This is a genomic window from Mesorhizobium sp. M6A.T.Cr.TU.016.01.1.1 (assembly GCF_003952585.1).
Classification (GTDB): Bacteria; Pseudomonadota; Alphaproteobacteria; order Rhizobiales; family Rhizobiaceae; genus Mesorhizobium; species Mesorhizobium mediterraneum.
In genome coordinates this window covers 3,959,112-3,976,464 of sequence record NZ_CP034452.1, presented here as the reverse complement: position 1 = coordinate 3,976,464, position 17,353 = coordinate 3,959,112, and the positions used below count along the sequence as shown (strand labels likewise).

Here is a 17,353-nt window from a genome sequence, read left to right as displayed (position 1 = left end):
ATAGCGGACAGGCAGCTTCTAGTGTGAGATGTAAGTGAGCAGACATTCAGCTCGGCGCAGGCTCGGGCCTAATCTTGACTCGAGTCGACCTTCATCAACACATTTTGCTATCGGATAACCGACATTCGCGGCAACCAGCGCTGATGTCCCGTTGCGGACTTTCCATTGCGGACTTCCCATATCTCGCACGAAAGAGCTGGACTTGATTGAAACTCTACCGTTCGAGCAGATCAGCCACACGACCTAGCCTGCCAAATACCAGACATTGCGCCGTCGCTTCGGCATGGGAACGCGCGAGCCGGAGAAAATTCGGTGGTCGCGCAGCCGCATCATGCAGACCTATTGGATTTAGGACCCTAGAGGATCGATTCGCAGCAGTTTCTGCTTGCCGACCGAGAGTTAACGGAATGCATAAAGAGTATGCAAAGGTTCGAGGCAAAGGAATGCATATGGACGATCCGCTTAGATCCATGAATCGGCCCGGTCTTGGACGTGCAACGATGGGCTACCAGCCGGCCGAGAGTGACTTGCTGAGCGAAGTTCTGCGCGACTTGCGTCTTGCCCATGCTCGATATGGCCGCAGCGAATTGACGGCGCCCTGGGGCATCGCCGTGCCGTTCAGGGAGGGTGTACGTTTTCATGCGATGCTGGAAGGTCATTGCTGGATACAAGCCAAGAGCTTGCCGCCGCTGCTGCTCGAAAAGGGCGATGTGCTTCTTCTGCCCCATGGAACAGAGCACACCATGTCCGACCTGCCCAAACGGCGAGCCTTGCCGCTTGCGGATGTCAAACCGGCGTTGATTGGGAACGGAACTTACGAGTTGAAGTCTGGCGGCAGCGGTGCGCGATCGTTGATCGCATGCTGCACGATCGGCTTTGAGGGGCCGACGGCAAATCCGCTGCTGGAACTGCTGCCTCCGGTGATGCATATCCGTCATGCCGAGCACGGCGATACCGACCTACCAATCCTCGTTGCGATGATGGCGCGCGAGGCTGAAGGGCAAAGAATCGGCTCGGCAACGGTAATGGCGCGCCTCGCCGATATTGTCATGACGCAGGTAATCAGAACCTGGGTCGAGACGTGTTCGAACGATCTGACCGGTTGGCTGGCGGCCGTGCAGGATCCACAAATCGGGGCGGCGCTTGCAAGAATCCATCGCTCCCCCGGGGAAGACTGGCCAGTCGATCGCCTGGCGGCATTGTCTGGGCTGTCGCGATCAAGGTTTTCGCAGCGATTCAAGAGTCTATTATCCGTATCCCCCGCCCGCTATCTCCTGCAATGGAGGCTTAGGCTGGCGGAATCCCGGTTGCGGAACGGATATATGTCGCTGTCACAGGTCGCGTCGGAGTTGGGATATGAGTCCGATGCATCCTTCAGCAGGGCATTCAAACGCTTCATAGGCGTCTCGCCAGGTGCGGTCCGAGATTCCGGCCGCGGGTGAGCATAACAGAGACGACATCGGTCCTGCATATCGCCTGATCCGACCCACAGCCGATGTAATCGGCGCGACAAACGGCCAGACATTCAAGCGTTTCTGCCATAGCGGCGCCGCACCAGGATCTGCAAATTCCCAAATGCCGTAACCACTTCGACCGATTCGCGAGCCAGCAACGACCGTCGCGGTGGATTATCGAAGGAGCAATAGCCGGCACTCGCATGCGCCATGAACGCATGACGCGTGAATGCAGAATACCTCCTAGGCCGCTACCAGAAGGAGACTCATATGGCGTTGGTGTTGCCTGATCTTCCCCCACCAGCCACTGGCGAACACACGCCCTATTGCATTATCGCCAAGCATCGCGCCGCTCCTGGTCAAGGCGAAGCGCTCGTTACCCGGATGCTTGAGGATCTCGAAGCGACGAGATCAGAAACGGGCTGTCTACAGTTCCACATCCATCGTGATCGATCTGACCCTGATCTCATCGTCATCTACGAAGTCTGGCGCAGTATCGCTGCACTCAAAAGTCACTTCGGCGAGGCCTATGTCCAGAGGTTCGTCGCCGATGCCGGCGAATATGAGCCTGGCGACATGGAGACGCAGTGGCTCGAGATGCTGAGCCCATATGCCAGCGGCAGAGATCCGCGATGATCGGTGACGCGCAGCCTCTTCTGAATCAGCGCGTCGTGATCGTTGGCGGCACAAGTGGCATGGGTATGGGGGCGGCCCGGGCAGCCTCTCAAGCAGGCGCCGAGGTCATTGCGCTCGGGCGGCGCCCGTCGGCGAAATTGTCTGCAGAGCAAAGCGCCCACGGTTCGATCACGTTCCAGTCGCTGGACATGACCGATGATGCGGCGGTCGAGCAAGCGTTCGAAACACTGGGAGCGCTCGACCACCTTCTCATCACCGCAACTCCACCGAGTCCTGGAGGAACCTTCCTCTTCCAAACGATGGCCGACGCGCAGGCCGTTCTGTCTGGCAAGTTCCTGGGCAGTTGGTCTTGCGCGCGGCACGCGGCGCCCAAGATGCGGAAAGGCGGTTCGATCACATTCACTACTGGTGGCTTGGTGACCAGGCCTCGCATAGGCGCTTCGATGATGATGGTCGCGTTCGCTGCTCTGGAGGCGCTGACACGAGCCCTTGCGCTCGAACTCGGTCCGATCCGCGTCAACACAATCCGTCCAGGCGTCATAGACAGTGAGATGTGGGCCGGCATGCCGCAAACCAAGCGCGAGGCGTTTTTCGCGTTGGTACGCGAGCGCTTCCCAGCGGGTCGGGTTGGAAAGGTCGACGATATCGGCAAGGCCGCACTTTTCCTGATGACTAATGATTTCGTGACCGGCGCTATTCTAGAAGTGTCAGGAGGCGAAACACTGGTCAGCATCGAATGATCTAACAGATTAAGTCTCAGGGGTTAAGAGATCAGTATCCATCGGATTCATGCGGCAAGTTCACAACGGTGACCATCAATCAAGCGCGTTACTGACATTTCAAATAAACAAATGGACCGCAGATGAAAAGAATCATTGAGACACTACACGTTGCCCTATTTGTCGTTGCGTTCGCCCTGCCCGTTCCTTTCGGCGCATTGGCTCAAGATGGCTCGGCCGCGGCCGCGCCCCCGACGCAGTCCGAGTTGCCGAAATGGCTTAGTCGCGGATTGCCGGGTCAGGCGCATGAGGTTTTGGCGCCACTAGTTGGCACCTGGCGGGTCCAGTTGAGCTTCTACGGCACGCTCGGCCGCAGCCCCGATCAGCCGCCGCTCGTGACGGACGATCTCATGAGCCGTCGGCAGTGGTTGGCAGGCGAGCGTTATATCGAAGATACGATGGAGGGGACGCTGGACGGAGCGCCAATCTGGCGCAAAGGCTGGCTCGGCTACAGCATCATGGACGACCGATACGAGTGGATCACGATCGATCCTGTCAATACAACCATGATGTACTACAAAGGCGCCGCCGGATCGGGAAATCAAAGGCCGATCAGCATGTCGGGGGCCTTCACCGACCAAGGCGTCGCGGGCGAAGACACGGTCGGCAAGTCGGTCGGCATGCGCACAGTAATCAAAATCGAGAACAACGATCGCCATGTCTTTGAGCTCTATTTCACACGTCCCGGACAGCAAGAGGCCTTGGCCACGCGCGGCGTCTATACACGGCTGAAAGAGTGAGCGTCCGCTCGAGGGCGGCCCGGCGTCTCATTAGCTCGCTCGGTGCTTGACGGCGCCGGGTCTGAACCATGGAGCCGAGAGTTTGTATGCAGATAGCGGCAAAATACCCGCAAGGCCAATAATTGTCGAACCGGCAGCAATGTCCAGGTTCACGTCCTGAACCCCTGATTTAGAATGTGTGAGCGGGGGGTTCACCAACATCTAAACTCAGGATGCATCATGCCTAGGACTGTTCGCTATTTGACCCATCCGCAGGTTCGGATCGAGCCCGAGAAGACCGTGCCAAACTGGTCGCTGAACGAGATCGGCGCGGGGCGGGTCGTCGCCTTGGCATCGCGTCCTGGATTGCTCGCCCTGACACGGCGGGTAGTTTGTAGCAACGAAACCAAGGCGATCGAGACCGCGCAACCGATTGCAAATGCTCTCGGCGTTGATCTGGAAATGCGCCCTCGCATGCACGAGAATGACCGCAGCGCGACCGGCTTCCTCCCTCCAGAAGAATTCGAGAACACCGCAGATGCCTTCTTTGCCAACCCGTCGCAAAGCGTTCGCGGCTGGGAGACGGCTCAGGATGCGCAGCGCAGGATTGTGGAAGAGGTCGAGACCTGCCTCTCCAGCCCGGGGGTAGGCGATGTGCTGTTCGTCGGGCATGGCGGCATCGGCACGCTCTTGTTTTGTGCCTTATCGGGCTTTGCCATTGATCGCCGGTTCGACCAGGGACCGGGCGGTGGCGGGTGCTGGTTTGAGTTTGAAATTGAGAAGCGCAAACCGTTGGGCGGCTGGCAGCCAATGGAGGTACTGTCGAGGATTCCTAGCCCCTGATATCGCGTCCAGTGGCTGACTTCCGCCCAGATATGCCGCCATCGAGGAGACCAGACCAATGCCAATCATCACCGTCCGATACGCAACAAGCCACGAGGTGAGACCCGAGGACGTGGCCAGTGCGGCGTCGGCAGCATCCACCAGCTTTTTGCGCAAGCGCGCTGACCTGACAGCCGTCATCGCCGAGCCCGTAGATCAATCTCGGTGGTTCATTGCTGGCAAAAGCCTTGCAGAGCACGCGCTGGCGAGCTTCTGGCTAGAGATCCGGATCGTTGAAGGCACCAGCACCAAAGAAGAGCGGGAGCGCTTCATAACCGGCATTTTCGAGGCGATGGGCCAACTGCTGGGACCCCTCCATCACGAAAGTTACGTGCATGTCCATGAGGTCAGGGCCGATGCCTATGGTTTCGGCGGCCGCACGCAGGAGCGGCGCTTCATCGAGGCGCGACCGCTCCCTGCAGTCCCTGGGGCGGACTGATGGTGTCTCCGGCGCCATTTAAACGGAATTGCCAAGTTGATGCACACTCTTTGAACATCTGCACAATCGCGTAGGCCTGTGTCGACGGCTCTGTCGCTCAGGATGCGCCAGCGGCGGCATGCTCACCGCAGGAGATATATGCAATGGCCGACACGACAACACCCCATACCGCGCTTCTCACGGCCCTCGCGACAGAGCATTTCGTGCAGCAATCGGCGATCAGCGCAACCATCAGCGAAATGGCGTCGCGAACGACCATCTACATCATGTCTCTATCGAGCGCTCTAGTGGCGACGGGCTTTGTCGCGCAGTCGCCTGAATTCCTTCAGCCGTTTCTCCTAGCCGTGCTGCCATCGCTCTTTTTGCTGGGTAGCTTCACCGTCCTAAGGTTGATCGATATAGCCGCCGAGAACATGCAGGCCCATATCGGCATCGCCCGGATCAGAGCCTACTATCGAACGCTGGGGGACGATGCTGCTTTTCAGTTTTCCAAAGAGTTCGGCCGCTGGCCAGAAAACGACGCCGAACCGTCGCTGCGTTCCGGGCCGCTCCTGGCGCATCTCACCACAGCCGCGACGATGATCGCTTTCGTAAATGGCATTGTCGCGGCGGCGGGCGTGACCCTTCTAGCACTATATATCGGATCAGCGTTGGCGCCTGCACTGTGCCTTGGTGCCGGCACAACAACCGGCTTGATGATACTTTTCTATTGGTACCAACGCCTTCGAACGAAAGGCATGGTCCGTCTCGCCAAAGCTTATGGCCCTGCAAAGAGCGTTCTTTGAGCGGGAGGTCAATGCAGTATTGGCGCAACCACGACTTCCAGCGCGGTGACCGGCGCTGTCTGCTTCCAGGAATCAGCAAAGCTGATCTTTACGGCCGACATAGACAAATTCCAACGTGTGGCAATTTAATTGACTACGATACTAAGGTATCAACACGACCTTGCCGGTCGAGCGGCGCTTGTCCAGAACCCGGTGTGCTTCGCTGGCCTGGTCGAGCGCGAAGCGGCTGCCTGTCGTCACCAAAAGCTCTCCGCTGGCGGCTAGATGGAAAAGCTCTGACAGGCTACCGCGGAGCACGTCTGGAGAAAGCAGCGGCAGCAGGGCAAACCCTCTCAGCGATTGGTTTCGATTGATCATCGCCTCCAGATCGGAGGCGCCGAGCGCGTATCTGCCCAGGGCGGCAAACACCAGTTCGCCGCAAGGCGCAAGCGCGGCGAGCGTTGCCGCCGTCATCGAGCCGCCGACAGTATCGTAGACGATATCGACGCCAGCGCCGCCTGTTGCTTCCCGGACCCGCGCTACCCAATCCACACTGGAATAGTCGATGCCCGCATCGGCTCCAAGCGACAGGGCAAGATCGAGCTTGGCCCGGCTGCCGGCGGCAGCGATCACTGCGCCGGCGCCTTGGCGCTTGGCCAGTTGGACCAGCAACGAGCCAACACCGCCGGCGGCGGCAAGGACCAGCACCGACTTGCCCTTTGGCGGGCTTTGCCGCAGCAGATGGAAGGCCGTCAGTCCCTGCACCATCAAGGCCGTCGCGGCTTCGAATGAGAGCGTGTCCGGCAGAGGCACGGCCAGCTTTGCGTCGATCGTCACATAGTCGGCATAGCCGCCAAAGGGACGCGTTGAAGCGAACAGCGGCGCCGCGACGCGTCTCCCGGTCAGCGACGTGTCCACTCCTTGCCCGACCGCCTCCACGATCCCGGCAGCCTCGACGCCGAGGACCATCGGCAAGTCCGGTGTCACCGCGTAGCGATCCGCGCGCATCAGCACTTCGAAGAAATTCACGCCGGCTGCATGAACGCGGATCAGCACCTCGCCTGGTTGCGGCTCAGGCTTCGGCATTTCGACGACGTCGAGGACGTCGGGAGCGCCGAAACGATTCAGTTGAATGGCTCTCATGGCATGCACCCATCGCTATGGCATCGGCTGCTGTTTGCCACTATCTGCCTGATCGCGACTACACACTCATTTGTCCGCTGCTGACCAGAAGGTGACCATGGCCAAGCTGACCAAGAAGCTGCCAACCAAAAGACTGCCGATGCTGCCGGCGGAACGCGCTTTGAAAGTGATCTCGGGCCGATGGAAGGCTGTCATTCTCTACCATCTCTTCGACGGCCCCCGGCGGCTGTCGGTGCTGAAGACGCTGGTGCCCAACATCACGCAGAAAGTGCTGATCCAGCAGCTTCGCGAAATGGAAGAACACGGCCTTATCAGACGCGAGATCTTTGCCGAGGTTCCCTCACGCGTCGAATATTCGGCGACGCGCCTCGGCCTCAGCCTCGAGCCTATCCTTCTGGCGCTCTGTGAGTGGGGCCAGCACCACGCAGATGAGCTAAATGAGGTGGACCGCCTTGCCGACTGCATCATCAGGCCACGGCAGGCACAGCAGGTACATCTCGGTTCCAGGAACTGAAAAGGGCGGCGCAAGCGCCGCCCCATATCCTTGGGAGGATAATCTCGAATCAGCGGCTCACGCCGCCTTGACTTCGTCGGCCACGGCATCGGCCCGGCGGGCTGCCTTCAGGACCTTGGCCCACCAGGCAACGTCGTTGACGAGCGCGGTGGCCGCCTGATTCAGGTGCTCTAGTTCCTCGAGCTTCTTGTCACCTTGCCGGACAGCAAGGAAATCGCCCCACGCAATGTGGACGGCGGACTTGACCGGCGCCATCTGCAATTCCACGGCATACAATCTAAGCTGCTCGACTGCGCGCGAGCCACCGACGCTGCCATAACCGACGAAACCGGCAGGCTTCTTGTTCCATTCATTGGCAGCGTAGTCGATGGCGTTCTTCAGCACGGCAGTCGGGCCATGATTGTATTCGGCGGCGGTGAAGATGAAACCGTCGAATTCCGCAACCTTCTTCTGCCAGCGCAACGCCACTTCATTCTGCGACGGCGCCCAGGCGGACGATGCGACCTCGTCGAAGAACGGCAGCGGAAAGTCGCGCAGGTCGACCACTTCCACATCGATGTCGGCATGCGACTTGGCGATCTTGGCGATCCACTGGGTCGGAACGTCGGCAAATCGTGCGGCGCGGGTCGAACCGACGACAATGGCGATTTTGGGCTTGGACATAGAGGGGCTCTCCTTTAGGCAAATTTCTGGTATCGTTTAGATACCTGAGCTATATGAGTGACCGAGCTCACGACGCGCAAGGAGGCACCTTTTTGTTACCAAGGCACCCGCACCGCACCGAGGACTGCCGCGCCATCTCGGAAATCCTGCAGCGCGTAGGCGACAAATGGACCGTGCTGGTCGTCGGCAAGCTCGGTGACGGGCCGCTGCGCTTCAACGAGCTGCGCAGCGCCGTTGGCGGTATTTCGCAGAAGATGCTGACCACCACCTTGCGCGGGCTGGAGCGCGACGGCTTCGTCACCCGGACCGTGTTTCCGACCATTCCGCCGCGCGTCGATTATGAGCTGACCGATCTTGGCTACGAGCTTCTTGTGCCGGTCGGTGCGCTCGGCGAATGGGCGCGCAAGAACACCGATCGCGTCAAGGCCGCGCGGGCGAGGTTTGATGGGATTCATGCCTGAAACTCTTGCGCTGCAAGGGTTTGCGCGCGGCGCGTAGCGCAGACGAATTCTTCGGCTGCATCTGCATTCCGGCCCGCAGACGGCTTTCGGTGCGTTTCGACTTCGGGCCCGATTGACCACCCTGCATGGCGCAGGCCGCCTCTTTGCCGTCACCGCGCCGGTGTCCAACGTCGTTGCAACGCGGATTCCGCTCCTGATCACTTGCCGCTTGAGAGTGTGGTTTTCGGAGGCGCCACTGGCTTCGGCCTCGTCTCGTTTGATCTCGGTTTAGGCGGTTGCGGCGAACAGGTCGAACAAGGCTGCAAGCGCCTCCCAATGCGCCGTTCAGCAATCGTTGACGCATTGTCTTTTCCCTCATGCCCTGCCGGACATGGTCACGGAAACGTGCGAACGCGAAGCATCACACAGCATCGCTATTCGCATCTCTTTGCGGGAGGCTGGCAGCGGCGGTGCCGTTGACTTCCAGCTGACTACATCCAGCCGGTCAGCCTTCCGCCGGAACCGCCTTCGGCTTGCCTTCGCCGTCCAGCGCCACCATGACGAAATCGGCATGGGTGACCTTCTCCATCAGGTCGGAGAGGTAGCGTTGCGCCCATGCCTCGACCTTGAGCGTCATCGAGGTACGGCCGACGCGCTCGACATGCGTATAGATGCACAGCGTGTCGCCGATCTTCATCGCTTTGGCGAACGACATTTCCTTCACCGCTGCCGTCACCACGCGGCCCTTGGCGCGCTCGGCGGCGCGGATGCCGCAGGCAAGGTCCATCTGCGCCATCACCCAGCCGCCGAAGATATCGCCCGCCGCATTGGCGTCCGAAGGCATGGCCAACGTCCTGAGCGTCAGATCGCCGATCGGCCGTCCATCCGCATAATGCACCATGCGCCAAATTTCCCTCGATATCGATCTTCTCCCGATCCCGTATCGGGATGGCAACGGTGCGTCAACGCGCCGCCAGCCGGCAATGTCGCAGTTTGAAGCTCGGCTATTGGCGTCCGTTGCCAATGAGCGCGTAGCGGATGGAGCCGACCGCGGGAGGTCTCGGCGCTTGTGCCACCGGATTCGCGCGTCGCCCGCCAGGATGATTTCCGTGATTGTTTCAAGTGGTGAACGCCGGTTGTCGGGGAGCACCATCGGTGGTTACCTTGATGGCAATTTGGGAGGACAGCCTCATGCCCGGCAAGCGGGCGAAACGATGAGATTGGAGGAGACGATGCCAGGCGTTGAAACCGCGATTAGGGAACTGCTGGAGCGTCGATCGGCCGCCATGGGCGCCAAAGACATCGAGTGGCTTATGTCCCTGTACTCCAACGACATAGTCTATTTCGACCTCGTACCGCCGCTTCGATATGTGGGATCCAACGCCCTTCGCGAGCGGTTCTTAGATTGGTTTCCCCGCTGGTCTGGTCCGATTGGCCAGGAGCTTGGCCAACTGGATGTCGCGGCCGGCGACGCGGTTGCCGCCGCATGGATGCTTATCCGAGCGCATGGCGCCCTGAAAACAGGCGCGAAAGTCGACTACTGGGTGCGCGTGAGCAATGCATTTCGTCGATCTGGAGACAGATGGACGATCACGCACGAGCACGTTTCCCTCCCCGTCGACATGCGGAGCAGGACAGCAGTCTTGGACTTGACCCCATAGTATCGCTGGGAAGCTCAGTGACGCCGGACGAATGCGCCGTCTAGGATAGAGCCTGAGTTCCGAAGCCCGCCCGCGTCTATCATGCAAACCTGTGGTTTCATCGTGAAGCACCTGACATGAAGCTTACTTTTCAGCCTCTGACGCCTGATCTATGGCCCGCGCTCGGGGACCTGTTCGGTGAGAGCGCCGTCTGCAGTCGCTGTTGGTGTATGTATGGGCGTATCGGCAGTTCTTATCGAAAGCGACCAGGTGAGGAAAACAAGGCCGCGTTCCGGCAAGCCGTCGAGAATAGTCCCTCCCCAGGCATGCTTGCTTTCGACGGCGAGACTGCTGTCGGCTGGTGCCAGGTGACACCGCGAGATGCCGTGCCTTGGCTCGATCGGCTGTGGCAGCTCAGGCGGGTGGATGATGCGCCGGTCTGGTCCTTGTCCTGCCTCTACGTGCGAAAAAGATACCGCCGGCAGGGCGTCACGTCCCACCTGATCGCAGCGGCGCTGGAAGTTGTAAGGCGCACAAATGCCCCTGCGCTCGAAGCCTATCCTTTTGATGCCGATGTGTCGCCGAGCGCTTCCGGCTGCGGATACGCCTCCACCTTCGCTCGCGCCGGGTTCAGGGTCGTCGCCCGCAGGGTGCCAGCCCGCCCGATCATGCGTTATGATTTCAAGTTAAATGCTTGATGATGGCGTGCGATGCTTGGACCGCTTGCCCACGAGGCAAAGGCCGCTTCGGCCAGGACCCCGAAGGCAAACGATGTGCCGGTCGCTTTTTTCACAAGCGATGCCGGAAGCTCCGGTGATCGCGGCGGCTTGCGGCGTCTAGGTTGAGCAAAAATCCGGAGCCGTCGCGCATCCATCATGCAGACCTATGATTTCATCGTCGTCGGCTCCGGCTCGGCCGGCTCGGTTCTGGCCGAAAGACTATCGGCCTCGGGCCGCTTCTCGGTGTTGGTGCTCGAGGCCGGCGGCACCGACCGGCGCTTCTACGTCCAGATGCCGCTTGGCTACGGCAAGACCTTCTTCGACCCGGCCGTCAACTGGAACTACAAGGCCGAGCCGGACCCCGGCCTCGCCGGCAACGTCGATCACTGGCCGCGCGGCAGGCTGCTCGGCGGCTCGAGCTCGATCAACGCCATGGTCTGGATCCGGGGCGCGCGCGAGGATTTCGACGCTTGGGCAGCGGCCGGCAATCCCGGCTGGGGCTTCGACGACCTGCTGCCTGCCTTCAAGGCGCTCGAGGACAATCAGGCCGGCGCCGATCAATGGCGCGGTGGCGGCGGTCCGTTGCACATCACCGATTGCTCTAAGGCTGTCCACCCGCTGACCAAGCGCTACCTCGCGGCTGCCAGCCAGGCCGGCCTGCCGTTCAACCCGGATTTCAACGGCGCGTCACAGGAAGGCGTCGGCATCTATCAGATCACCACCAGGAATGGCCGCCGAATGTCGGCCGCCCGCGCCTTCCTGCGCCCCGCCATGAAGCGCAAAAATGTCCGCGTCGAGATCAACGCGCTAGCGACCAGGATCCTGTTCGAGGGCAAGCGCGCCGTTGGTATCGAATATCTCCAGAACGGCGAAACGAAGACCGCGCGCGCCGGCCGCGAGGTCATCCTGTCGGGTGGCTCGATCAACTCGCCTCAATTGCTGCAGCTTTCCGGGGTCGGCCCGTCGGCCCTGCTCGGCGCTGTCGGCATTCCCGTCGTCCATGCCAATGAGAATGTCGGGGCGAACCTGCAGGACCATGTCGGCATCAACTACACCTTCAAGGGCAGGCTGCCGACGCTCAACCAGATCCTGCGCCCTTGGTGGGGCAAGCTCATGGTCGGCATGCAATACATCCTCATGCGCTCCGGCCCGCTGTCGCTGTCGATGAACAATGCCGGCGGCTTCTTCCGCACCGACCCGGCGGCGGCACGGCCCAACATGCAGCTCTACTTCCAGGCGTTCTCGACCGTCATCCCGAAGAGCGGTGAGCGCCCTATCCTGACGCCCGACCCGTGGCCGGGCTTTTCCATCGGCCTGTCCAACTGCCGACCGTCGAGCCGTGGCGAGATCATGATCCGCTCCAGCAATCCGCTTGACTATCCGAAGATCTTCGCCAACGCCTATTCGACCGAGGCGGACGTGGCCGAAATGCTGGCGGCAGTGAAGTTCGTGAGGAAGATCGCCTCTATGCCGGCGATGGCCGACATCATCGAGGAAGAGGTGTTGCCAGGTCCGTCAATCACCTCAGACGCCGATCTCATTCAGGATTTCAGGAAGCGCTCCGGCACCGTCTACCACCCGGTCTCGACCTGCCGCATGGGGCCGGACGCTGCCCAAGCCGTCGTCGACCCGCGCCTGCGGGTTCACGGCCTCGCTGGCTTGCGCGTCGTCGACGCCTCGATCTTTCCCGATAACATCACCGGCAACACCAACGCCGCCTCGATCATGACCGGATGGAAGGGCGCCGAATTGGTTCTGGAGGATCAAAAATGAAAATCACCGACGTCAAAACCTGGGTCGTCGGCAATCCGCCGCCCGGCATCGGCGGCAAGTATTTCATCTTCGTCAAGCTCACCACCGACGGCGGCGTCGTTGGCTATGGCGAGGCCTATAACGCCACTTTCTCCGCGCATGTCACCGCCAGGATGGTCGAGGATATGGCCGAGCGCTATCTCGTCGGCCGCGATCCGCACGACATCGAGAACTTTTTCCGCCGTGCCTATTCCTCCGGCTTCACCCAGCGTCCGGACGTTTCCGCGATGGGCTGTTTCTCGGCGCTCGAAATGGCCTGCTGGGACATTATCGGCAAGGAAGCCGGCAAGCCGGTCTACAAGCTGCTCGGCGGGCAGGTGCACGAGACGCTGCGTTCCTACACCTATCTCTACCCGCACACCGGCAGCGTCCATTCGGAGGATGCGCGCGGCAAGAACGTCTACAACGATCCCGACCTGGCGGCCGAATGCGCGCTCGAATATGTCGAGCAGGGCTTCAATGCCGTCAAGCTCGACCCGGCTGGCCCCTACACCGCCTTTGACGGTCATCAGCCGCGCCTCGTCGACATCGATCTCTCCGTCCGCATGGTCAAAGCGATCCGTAAGGCGGTCGGCACAAGGGCCGACATCCTGTTTGGCACGCACGGCCAGTTCACCGCATCGGGCGCGCTGCGCATGGCCCGCGCCATCGAACCCTACGACCCCCTGTGGTTCGAGGAGCCGGTGCCGCCCGATATGCCAGAAGTGATGGCGCAGGTGGCGCGCGGCACGTCGATCCCGATCGCCACCGGCGAGCGGCTGACGACCAAGTTCGAATTCGCCCGCGTCATCGAGAACCGTGCCGCCACCATCCTGCAGCCCGATCTCGGCCGATCCGGCGGCATTCTCGAAACCAAAAAGATCGCCGCCATGGCCGAGGCCTATCACATCCAAATCGCGCCGCACTGCTATTGCGGGCCGATCGTCGGTGCAGCCAACATCCAGCTTGCGGTGACCTTGCCCAACTTCCTCATCCTGGAATCGCTGAAGCAGTGGGACGGTTTTCACGAAAAGCTGCTGAAGAAGAAGATCGAGTGGCAGGACGGCAACGTCATTCCGTCGAAGGAGCCAGGCCTTGGCGTCGAGCTCGACGAGGCCGTCTGCGAGGCGCATCCCTGGACCGGCACGGACCTGCATTTGCAGATGATGCAGACGCCGTTGATGCCGTGATCGCGCGAGAGCTATGCCTTCATCGCACGCCGGGTTTCCGGCTAAGATCGAGTTCTGCCATCAGGTAATTGCCACGCAATTCCAGCATGTTGGCCGGATCGCCGGAATCACGCCCGAAAGGACTTGAATCAGTCTCTCAACACGTTGATTCAATATCTGAGCGTCAGCGCGCCGGGCAGGATCTCGAAGGTCGCTGGTATGCGCCCCGGCGATTCACCGTCTATGTCGACGAGCGCGGCGTTCTTTTGCACATCGCCGAGCGGTTCGACAACCACTTTCTTGCCGCGCAAAATGGTGATTGCCGGATGGTCGCGATGCCGCCCGCCATAGAGCAGCCGGATGTCCCAGATCAGTTTCAGCTTGCCCGCCGCGCGCAGGATGACGATGTCGAATAGTCCATCGTCCATTTCGGCATCCGGCGCGATCATCATGCCGCCGCCGAAGAATCTTCCGTTGGCCACCGCCACCAGCGCCACCCGCGCCTCGACCGGGACGCCGTCGTCGACGGTGATCACAACGTCCTGAAACCGGTAGCGCATGAATTCCCACACGGTGCGCCAGTAGAACAGCGCCTTGGCCGACACCCTGCCCTTGCGCTTGTCGGCGTTGACCGCGCGGTCGGTGGCGCCCGAAAGCCCGAGGCTGGCGATGTTGATGAAATGGCGGCTGGCCAGCGCGCCATGATCGTCGACATAGGAGATGCGGCCGGCATCGACCTTGCGAGCTTTGGCCTGGGCGATACGCTTCAGCGTCAGGTCGACCTCAGCAGGCAGGCCGAGCCCGCGGGCGAAATCGATGCCGGCGCCGCAAGGCAGCAGGCCGAGCTCGGCCGTCCGGCCGCTTTCTGCGAACGCCTGCAACAGCCCGTCGGCCACTTCGCTGGCGGTGCCGTCGCCGCCCGCCGCGATCACCAGGTCGAAGCCGCTGGCGGCAAGGACGAGCGCCAGCCGTTCAGCGTCGCCGGTCGCCTGTGTTTCGCGCAGCTCGAAATCGCCGAAATGTCTCTTGAGCGAAGCATTGACCTCGGGCCAATGCCGTTTGAGCCGGCCGCCGCCGGCAATCGGATTGAGAATCACCCCGACCTTCAAGAACGTCCTCCCCAAAGGCCAGCAACGACACTGCTGTCCTAAAAGCCCTTTGCCGGCATTGAAGCCCGCGCCGCTCTGTGGAGCAAGGGCCGAATGTCTGATCATGCTGCTCGCCGCAGATCAGGGCGTGTCCGGCCCCCCTGCATCTCGTCCAAAAAAACGCTGCGCCGCCGAGCTCAGTCCCCGATAATCCCGCTATTCACAGGCTCGTCGCTGTTTCGCCGAACGCTTATCCCCCGTATATTAAACCCATCTCAGGCGGCTACCGATCGCCAAGTCGAAAGGCAAGGCGAAACGGCGGATTTCCTGAGGCCCGTACGGCCCCGAATGAAGGCAGGCTTGCCTGTTTTGAGGAGGGATGCCGAGACCTACGGGGCCGCGGAAAGCGTGCGAACGCCTACGGCGGACCGATGCTGCCATGAAGGACGGCAAAAACCTTCGATGGCGCGCTGGACGAAGCTCGCAAGGGTAGAGACTGGCGAGGTTCCGAACGGACGCTGCCCTCGGGCAGTGGCTGGCAGGACCGTCAACATCAAGGCCGGCATGGCGCGACGTCTTTACGGAAGTTGCTGCCGCGACCGTGTCCTGATCTGACAGGGAGGCGCTGGGAGAAATCCCGGCGCCGACTGTTTTTGGGCTCCTGTCGCTATCCGACCGTCTGCTTCACTTGAACCAGCCGTCAGGTTCGAACACGTCTACGATTGGTGAGACCTTTCGGCCACAGTCGGCGACCGTGAAAAATTGCGTGGCGCCCGTCACGCTCATTCCACAATCGCGGCCAAATCCCGCCTTGATCCACAGCGATTGATGAGCTTTCAGCGTCGCGTGTCCTTTTCGGCCACGCGAACGATCCCAGTGATATTTGGCAGAGCAACTCAAAAGGCATAAAACCGTGATCAAGACCGCCCTTGTCGCGATGACCATCGTCGGTTGCGACTGCGACGCCAAGCTTTGCGAATATATCGGTGAGACGCCGGCCAAGTGGTCGACCATCGCCGATTGCGAAGCGGCCATGAAAAGCCAGATGCTGCACCAGCGTAATTTCAACTATCCGCTCGTCTCCGGCATCTGTCGCACGACGCAGACGCCGTCGTCACAGCTTGCCACGACGGCCTCCACGCCTGAGTTGACGACGGCAACGCAGAACGCCACCGACCCGCTCCCCTCAGAATTGAGCCGTCGCCCCAGCGTTGCGGTCGGGGCGCAGGCAACGGCGATGGAAACGGAGGCTGCCAGGCCGGTTGCCTATGAAGCGGCGGTCGATGGCGGTCGCGCCGTGCTCTATCGCACGAAGACCGGCTACGCCGTGGTCAAGACCGACCTCGGCCGCGCCGCATCCGCAACGATCGGCCTGGCGAAGCGGTCGGCTGACTGGCTGGCGGCCAAGATGCCCAGCGGCTAACTCGCCGCCTCGTCCCTTGCGCCGATCTTGCGCACCAGCGCGGCCGTCGCCAGCATCGTGCCCATGTCTGATATCATCGGCGCGACATGCTTGGCGTAGTCGAGCGGCACGGACATATCAGGCAGCTCGAAGAAGTCCTTCGTCTGCGGCAACAGCAGAAAACCGTCGCTGCCATTGAGCGCAACCCGCGCCGGATCATCAGGCCGTGTCTCGCTAAGCCATGTCAGTGCCTGCGCCAGCCGGCCGCTTACCAGTGGCTGCGCCGCCTCGACATTGTCGGTGCGGAAGTCGTAGGCGGCATCGAGCTCGGGCACGCCGCATGACAATTCCTGCATCTTGCTAGCGAACATGCCGCGGAAGAAGCCGACGGCCATGTTGGCCCGCCGCGCCGCCACCAATATGCCGGGAAACGGCACGACGGTCTCGAAGGCGACGACGACGCCCTTGAATGCTATCGTTCCGCTCTTGCCCGTGCCTTGCCGGAGATCCGCTTCGTAAAGCTCGAATGGAAATCCCTCGTAGCGGCCGGATATGACGTCGTCGAAGCGCTTGCTGTTGAACGTGCCGATCGTCTCGCGCGGCAGCCGATCGAACGAATTCGGAGTCACGTCATGCTCGTAGCGCATATCCCTGATGAAACCGAAGATGATCGGCAGCAGTGTCTTGCGGAACGATTGCTGCAACGTGCTCGTCGGCTTGACCGCCTGGAAATAGAGCAGGATCGCCGCCACGAACCCGACGACATAGAGCAGCACATGCGGCGTCGAGAACCATCGCTCGTAGGGATCGGCGACCATATTGAAGAGCCAAGCCATAAGCGCCACGAACACCAGCACCAGGCCGACGAACAACGGCACCCGCCAGCGGACTTGCCGGTAGGCAGAAGCCCGCCTGGCCTCATAGGCCTCGAGATTCCTTTTGATGTCGGCGATGTCAGTTTCGTCAGGCATGAAATCCGCTGCTTCCATCGCCATCCCCGTCGAAAGACCGATCACCCAGCTCGGACAATAGCTGATTTTGCCGAAAGTCGCGCGACTACAGCGGTGGGATGGTGAGCCCGCACGATTTGTCTGAGCCACCAGTCAACACA

The 17,353-nt window shown here is 61.1% G+C and carries 19 protein-coding genes; 14 read left to right on the top strand and 5 right to left on the bottom strand.

All coding sequences use genetic code 11. From position 1 onward, the window contains the following. Window positions 1-449: 449 nt before the first annotated feature. The 7 genes from EJ075_RS19070 to EJ075_RS19040 all read left to right on the top strand — a co-directional run bounded on the left by EJ075_RS19070 (window position 450) and on the right by EJ075_RS19040 (window position 5,694). Window positions 450-1,442 carry an AraC family transcriptional regulator gene (locus EJ075_RS19070; protein WP_206437494.1) on the top strand — a complete coding sequence of 331 codons (993 nt, stop codon included), beginning with the start codon at window positions 450-452 and terminating at the stop codon, window positions 1,440-1,442. Between the two features lie 282 nt (window positions 1,443-1,724). Continuing rightward, on the top strand, window positions 1,725-2,090 hold the full coding sequence (locus EJ075_RS19065; protein ID WP_126105307.1) for a putative quinol monooxygenase: 366 nt from the start codon (window positions 1,725-1,727) through the stop codon (window positions 2,088-2,090). Further along, window positions 2,087-2,830: an SDR family oxidoreductase gene (locus EJ075_RS19060; protein WP_126105306.1), complete on the top strand. Its 744-nt coding sequence runs from the start codon at window positions 2,087-2,089 to the stop codon at window positions 2,828-2,830. Before EJ075_RS19065 ends, EJ075_RS19060 begins: the two co-directional genes overlap by 4 nt. 122 nt (window positions 2,831-2,952) lie before the next feature. Next, window positions 2,953-3,609 carry a DUF1579 family protein gene (locus tag EJ075_RS19055; RefSeq protein WP_095488882.1) on the top strand — a complete coding sequence of 219 codons (657 nt, stop codon included), beginning with the start codon at window positions 2,953-2,955 and terminating at the stop codon, window positions 3,607-3,609. A gap of 219 nt (window positions 3,610-3,828) precedes the next feature. Beyond that, window positions 3,829-4,431, top strand: a complete 603-nt coding sequence (locus EJ075_RS19050; RefSeq protein ID WP_095488881.1) for a histidine phosphatase family protein — start codon at window positions 3,829-3,831, stop codon at window positions 4,429-4,431. Between the two features lie 58 nt (window positions 4,432-4,489). Next, the gene (locus EJ075_RS19045) at window positions 4,490-4,909 is read left to right on the top strand and encodes a tautomerase family protein (RefSeq protein WP_095488880.1); all 420 of its coding nucleotides are present in this window, start codon (window positions 4,490-4,492) and stop codon (window positions 4,907-4,909) included. Window positions 4,910-5,052: 143 nt separating this feature from the next. Beyond that, a complete protein-coding gene (locus EJ075_RS19040; protein ID WP_126105305.1) occupies window positions 5,053-5,694 on the top strand; it encodes a hypothetical protein in 642 nt (213 codons plus the stop codon). A gap of 141 nt (window positions 5,695-5,835) precedes the next feature. On the opposite strand, the gene EJ075_RS19035 is transcribed toward EJ075_RS19040, so the two are convergent. Continuing rightward, the gene (locus EJ075_RS19035; protein WP_126105304.1) at window positions 5,836-6,816 is read right to left on the bottom strand and encodes a zinc-binding dehydrogenase; all 981 of its coding nucleotides are present in this window, start codon (window positions 6,814-6,816) and stop codon (window positions 5,836-5,838) included. A 97-nt stretch (window positions 6,817-6,913) separates the two neighbouring features. Between EJ075_RS19035 and EJ075_RS19030 the strand changes: the two genes are divergently transcribed. Beyond that, on the top strand, window positions 6,914-7,330 hold the full coding sequence (locus EJ075_RS19030) for a helix-turn-helix domain-containing protein (RefSeq protein WP_126105303.1): 417 nt from the start codon (window positions 6,914-6,916) through the stop codon (window positions 7,328-7,330). A 57-nt stretch (window positions 7,331-7,387) separates the two neighbouring features. Here the strand turns inward: EJ075_RS19030 and EJ075_RS19025 are convergent, their stop codons facing one another. Beyond that, complete coding sequence (locus EJ075_RS19025) at window positions 7,388-7,993, bottom strand: NADPH-dependent FMN reductase (RefSeq protein ID WP_126105302.1); 606 nt, start codon at window positions 7,991-7,993, stop codon at window positions 7,388-7,390. 92 nt (window positions 7,994-8,085) lie between these two features. On the opposite strand from EJ075_RS19025, the gene EJ075_RS19020 reads away from it, so the two are divergent. Then, entirely contained in the window at window positions 8,086-8,454 is a 369-nt protein-coding gene (locus EJ075_RS19020; protein ID WP_164547138.1) for a helix-turn-helix domain-containing protein, read from the top strand. A gap of 484 nt (window positions 8,455-8,938) precedes the next feature. Here EJ075_RS19020 and EJ075_RS19010 read toward each other — a convergent pair whose 3' ends face one another. Next, window positions 8,939-9,334 carry an acyl-CoA thioesterase gene (locus tag EJ075_RS19010; protein WP_023761257.1) on the bottom strand — a complete coding sequence of 132 codons (396 nt, stop codon included), beginning with the start codon at window positions 9,332-9,334 and terminating at the stop codon, window positions 8,939-8,941. Between the two features lie 208 nt (window positions 9,335-9,542). Between EJ075_RS19010 and EJ075_RS19005 the strand changes: the two genes are divergently transcribed. The 4 genes from EJ075_RS19005 (at window position 9,543) to EJ075_RS18990 (ending at window position 13,773) form a co-directional block, all read left to right on the top strand. Next, window positions 9,543-10,094 carry a nuclear transport factor 2 family protein gene (locus EJ075_RS19005; protein WP_164547137.1) on the top strand — a complete coding sequence of 184 codons (552 nt, stop codon included), beginning with the start codon at window positions 9,543-9,545 and terminating at the stop codon, window positions 10,092-10,094. A gap of 116 nt (window positions 10,095-10,210) precedes the next feature. Beyond that, complete coding sequence (locus tag EJ075_RS19000) at window positions 10,211-10,771, top strand: GNAT family N-acetyltransferase (protein WP_348627330.1); 561 nt, start codon at window positions 10,211-10,213, stop codon at window positions 10,769-10,771. A gap of 177 nt (window positions 10,772-10,948) precedes the next feature. After that, the gene (locus EJ075_RS18995; RefSeq protein WP_126105298.1) at window positions 10,949-12,565 is read left to right on the top strand and encodes a GMC family oxidoreductase N-terminal domain-containing protein; all 1,617 of its coding nucleotides are present in this window, start codon (window positions 10,949-10,951) and stop codon (window positions 12,563-12,565) included. Next, window positions 12,562-13,773, top strand: a complete 1,212-nt coding sequence (locus EJ075_RS18990) for a mandelate racemase/muconate lactonizing enzyme family protein (protein WP_126105297.1) — start codon at window positions 12,562-12,564, stop codon at window positions 13,771-13,773. Before EJ075_RS18995 ends, EJ075_RS18990 begins: the two co-directional genes overlap by 4 nt. Before the next feature lie 149 nt (window positions 13,774-13,922). On the opposite strand, the gene EJ075_RS18985 is transcribed toward EJ075_RS18990, so the two are convergent. After that, window positions 13,923-14,861, bottom strand: a complete 939-nt coding sequence (locus tag EJ075_RS18985; protein ID WP_126105296.1) for a diacylglycerol kinase family protein — start codon at window positions 14,859-14,861, stop codon at window positions 13,923-13,925. Between the two features lie 892 nt (window positions 14,862-15,753). On the opposite strand from EJ075_RS18985, the gene EJ075_RS18980 reads away from it, so the two are divergent. Beyond that, window positions 15,754-16,263, top strand: coding sequence for a hypothetical protein (locus EJ075_RS18980; RefSeq protein ID WP_126105295.1), 510 nt, complete (start codon window positions 15,754-15,756; stop codon window positions 16,261-16,263). Here the strand turns inward: EJ075_RS18980 and EJ075_RS18975 are convergent. Then, the gene (locus EJ075_RS18975; RefSeq protein ID WP_126105294.1) at window positions 16,260-17,231 is read right to left on the bottom strand and encodes a DUF3137 domain-containing protein; all 972 of its coding nucleotides are present in this window, start codon (window positions 17,229-17,231) and stop codon (window positions 16,260-16,262) included. The two genes, EJ075_RS18980 and EJ075_RS18975, sit on opposite strands and share 4 nt — an antisense overlap. Between the last annotated feature and the right edge of the window lie 122 nt (window positions 17,232-17,353).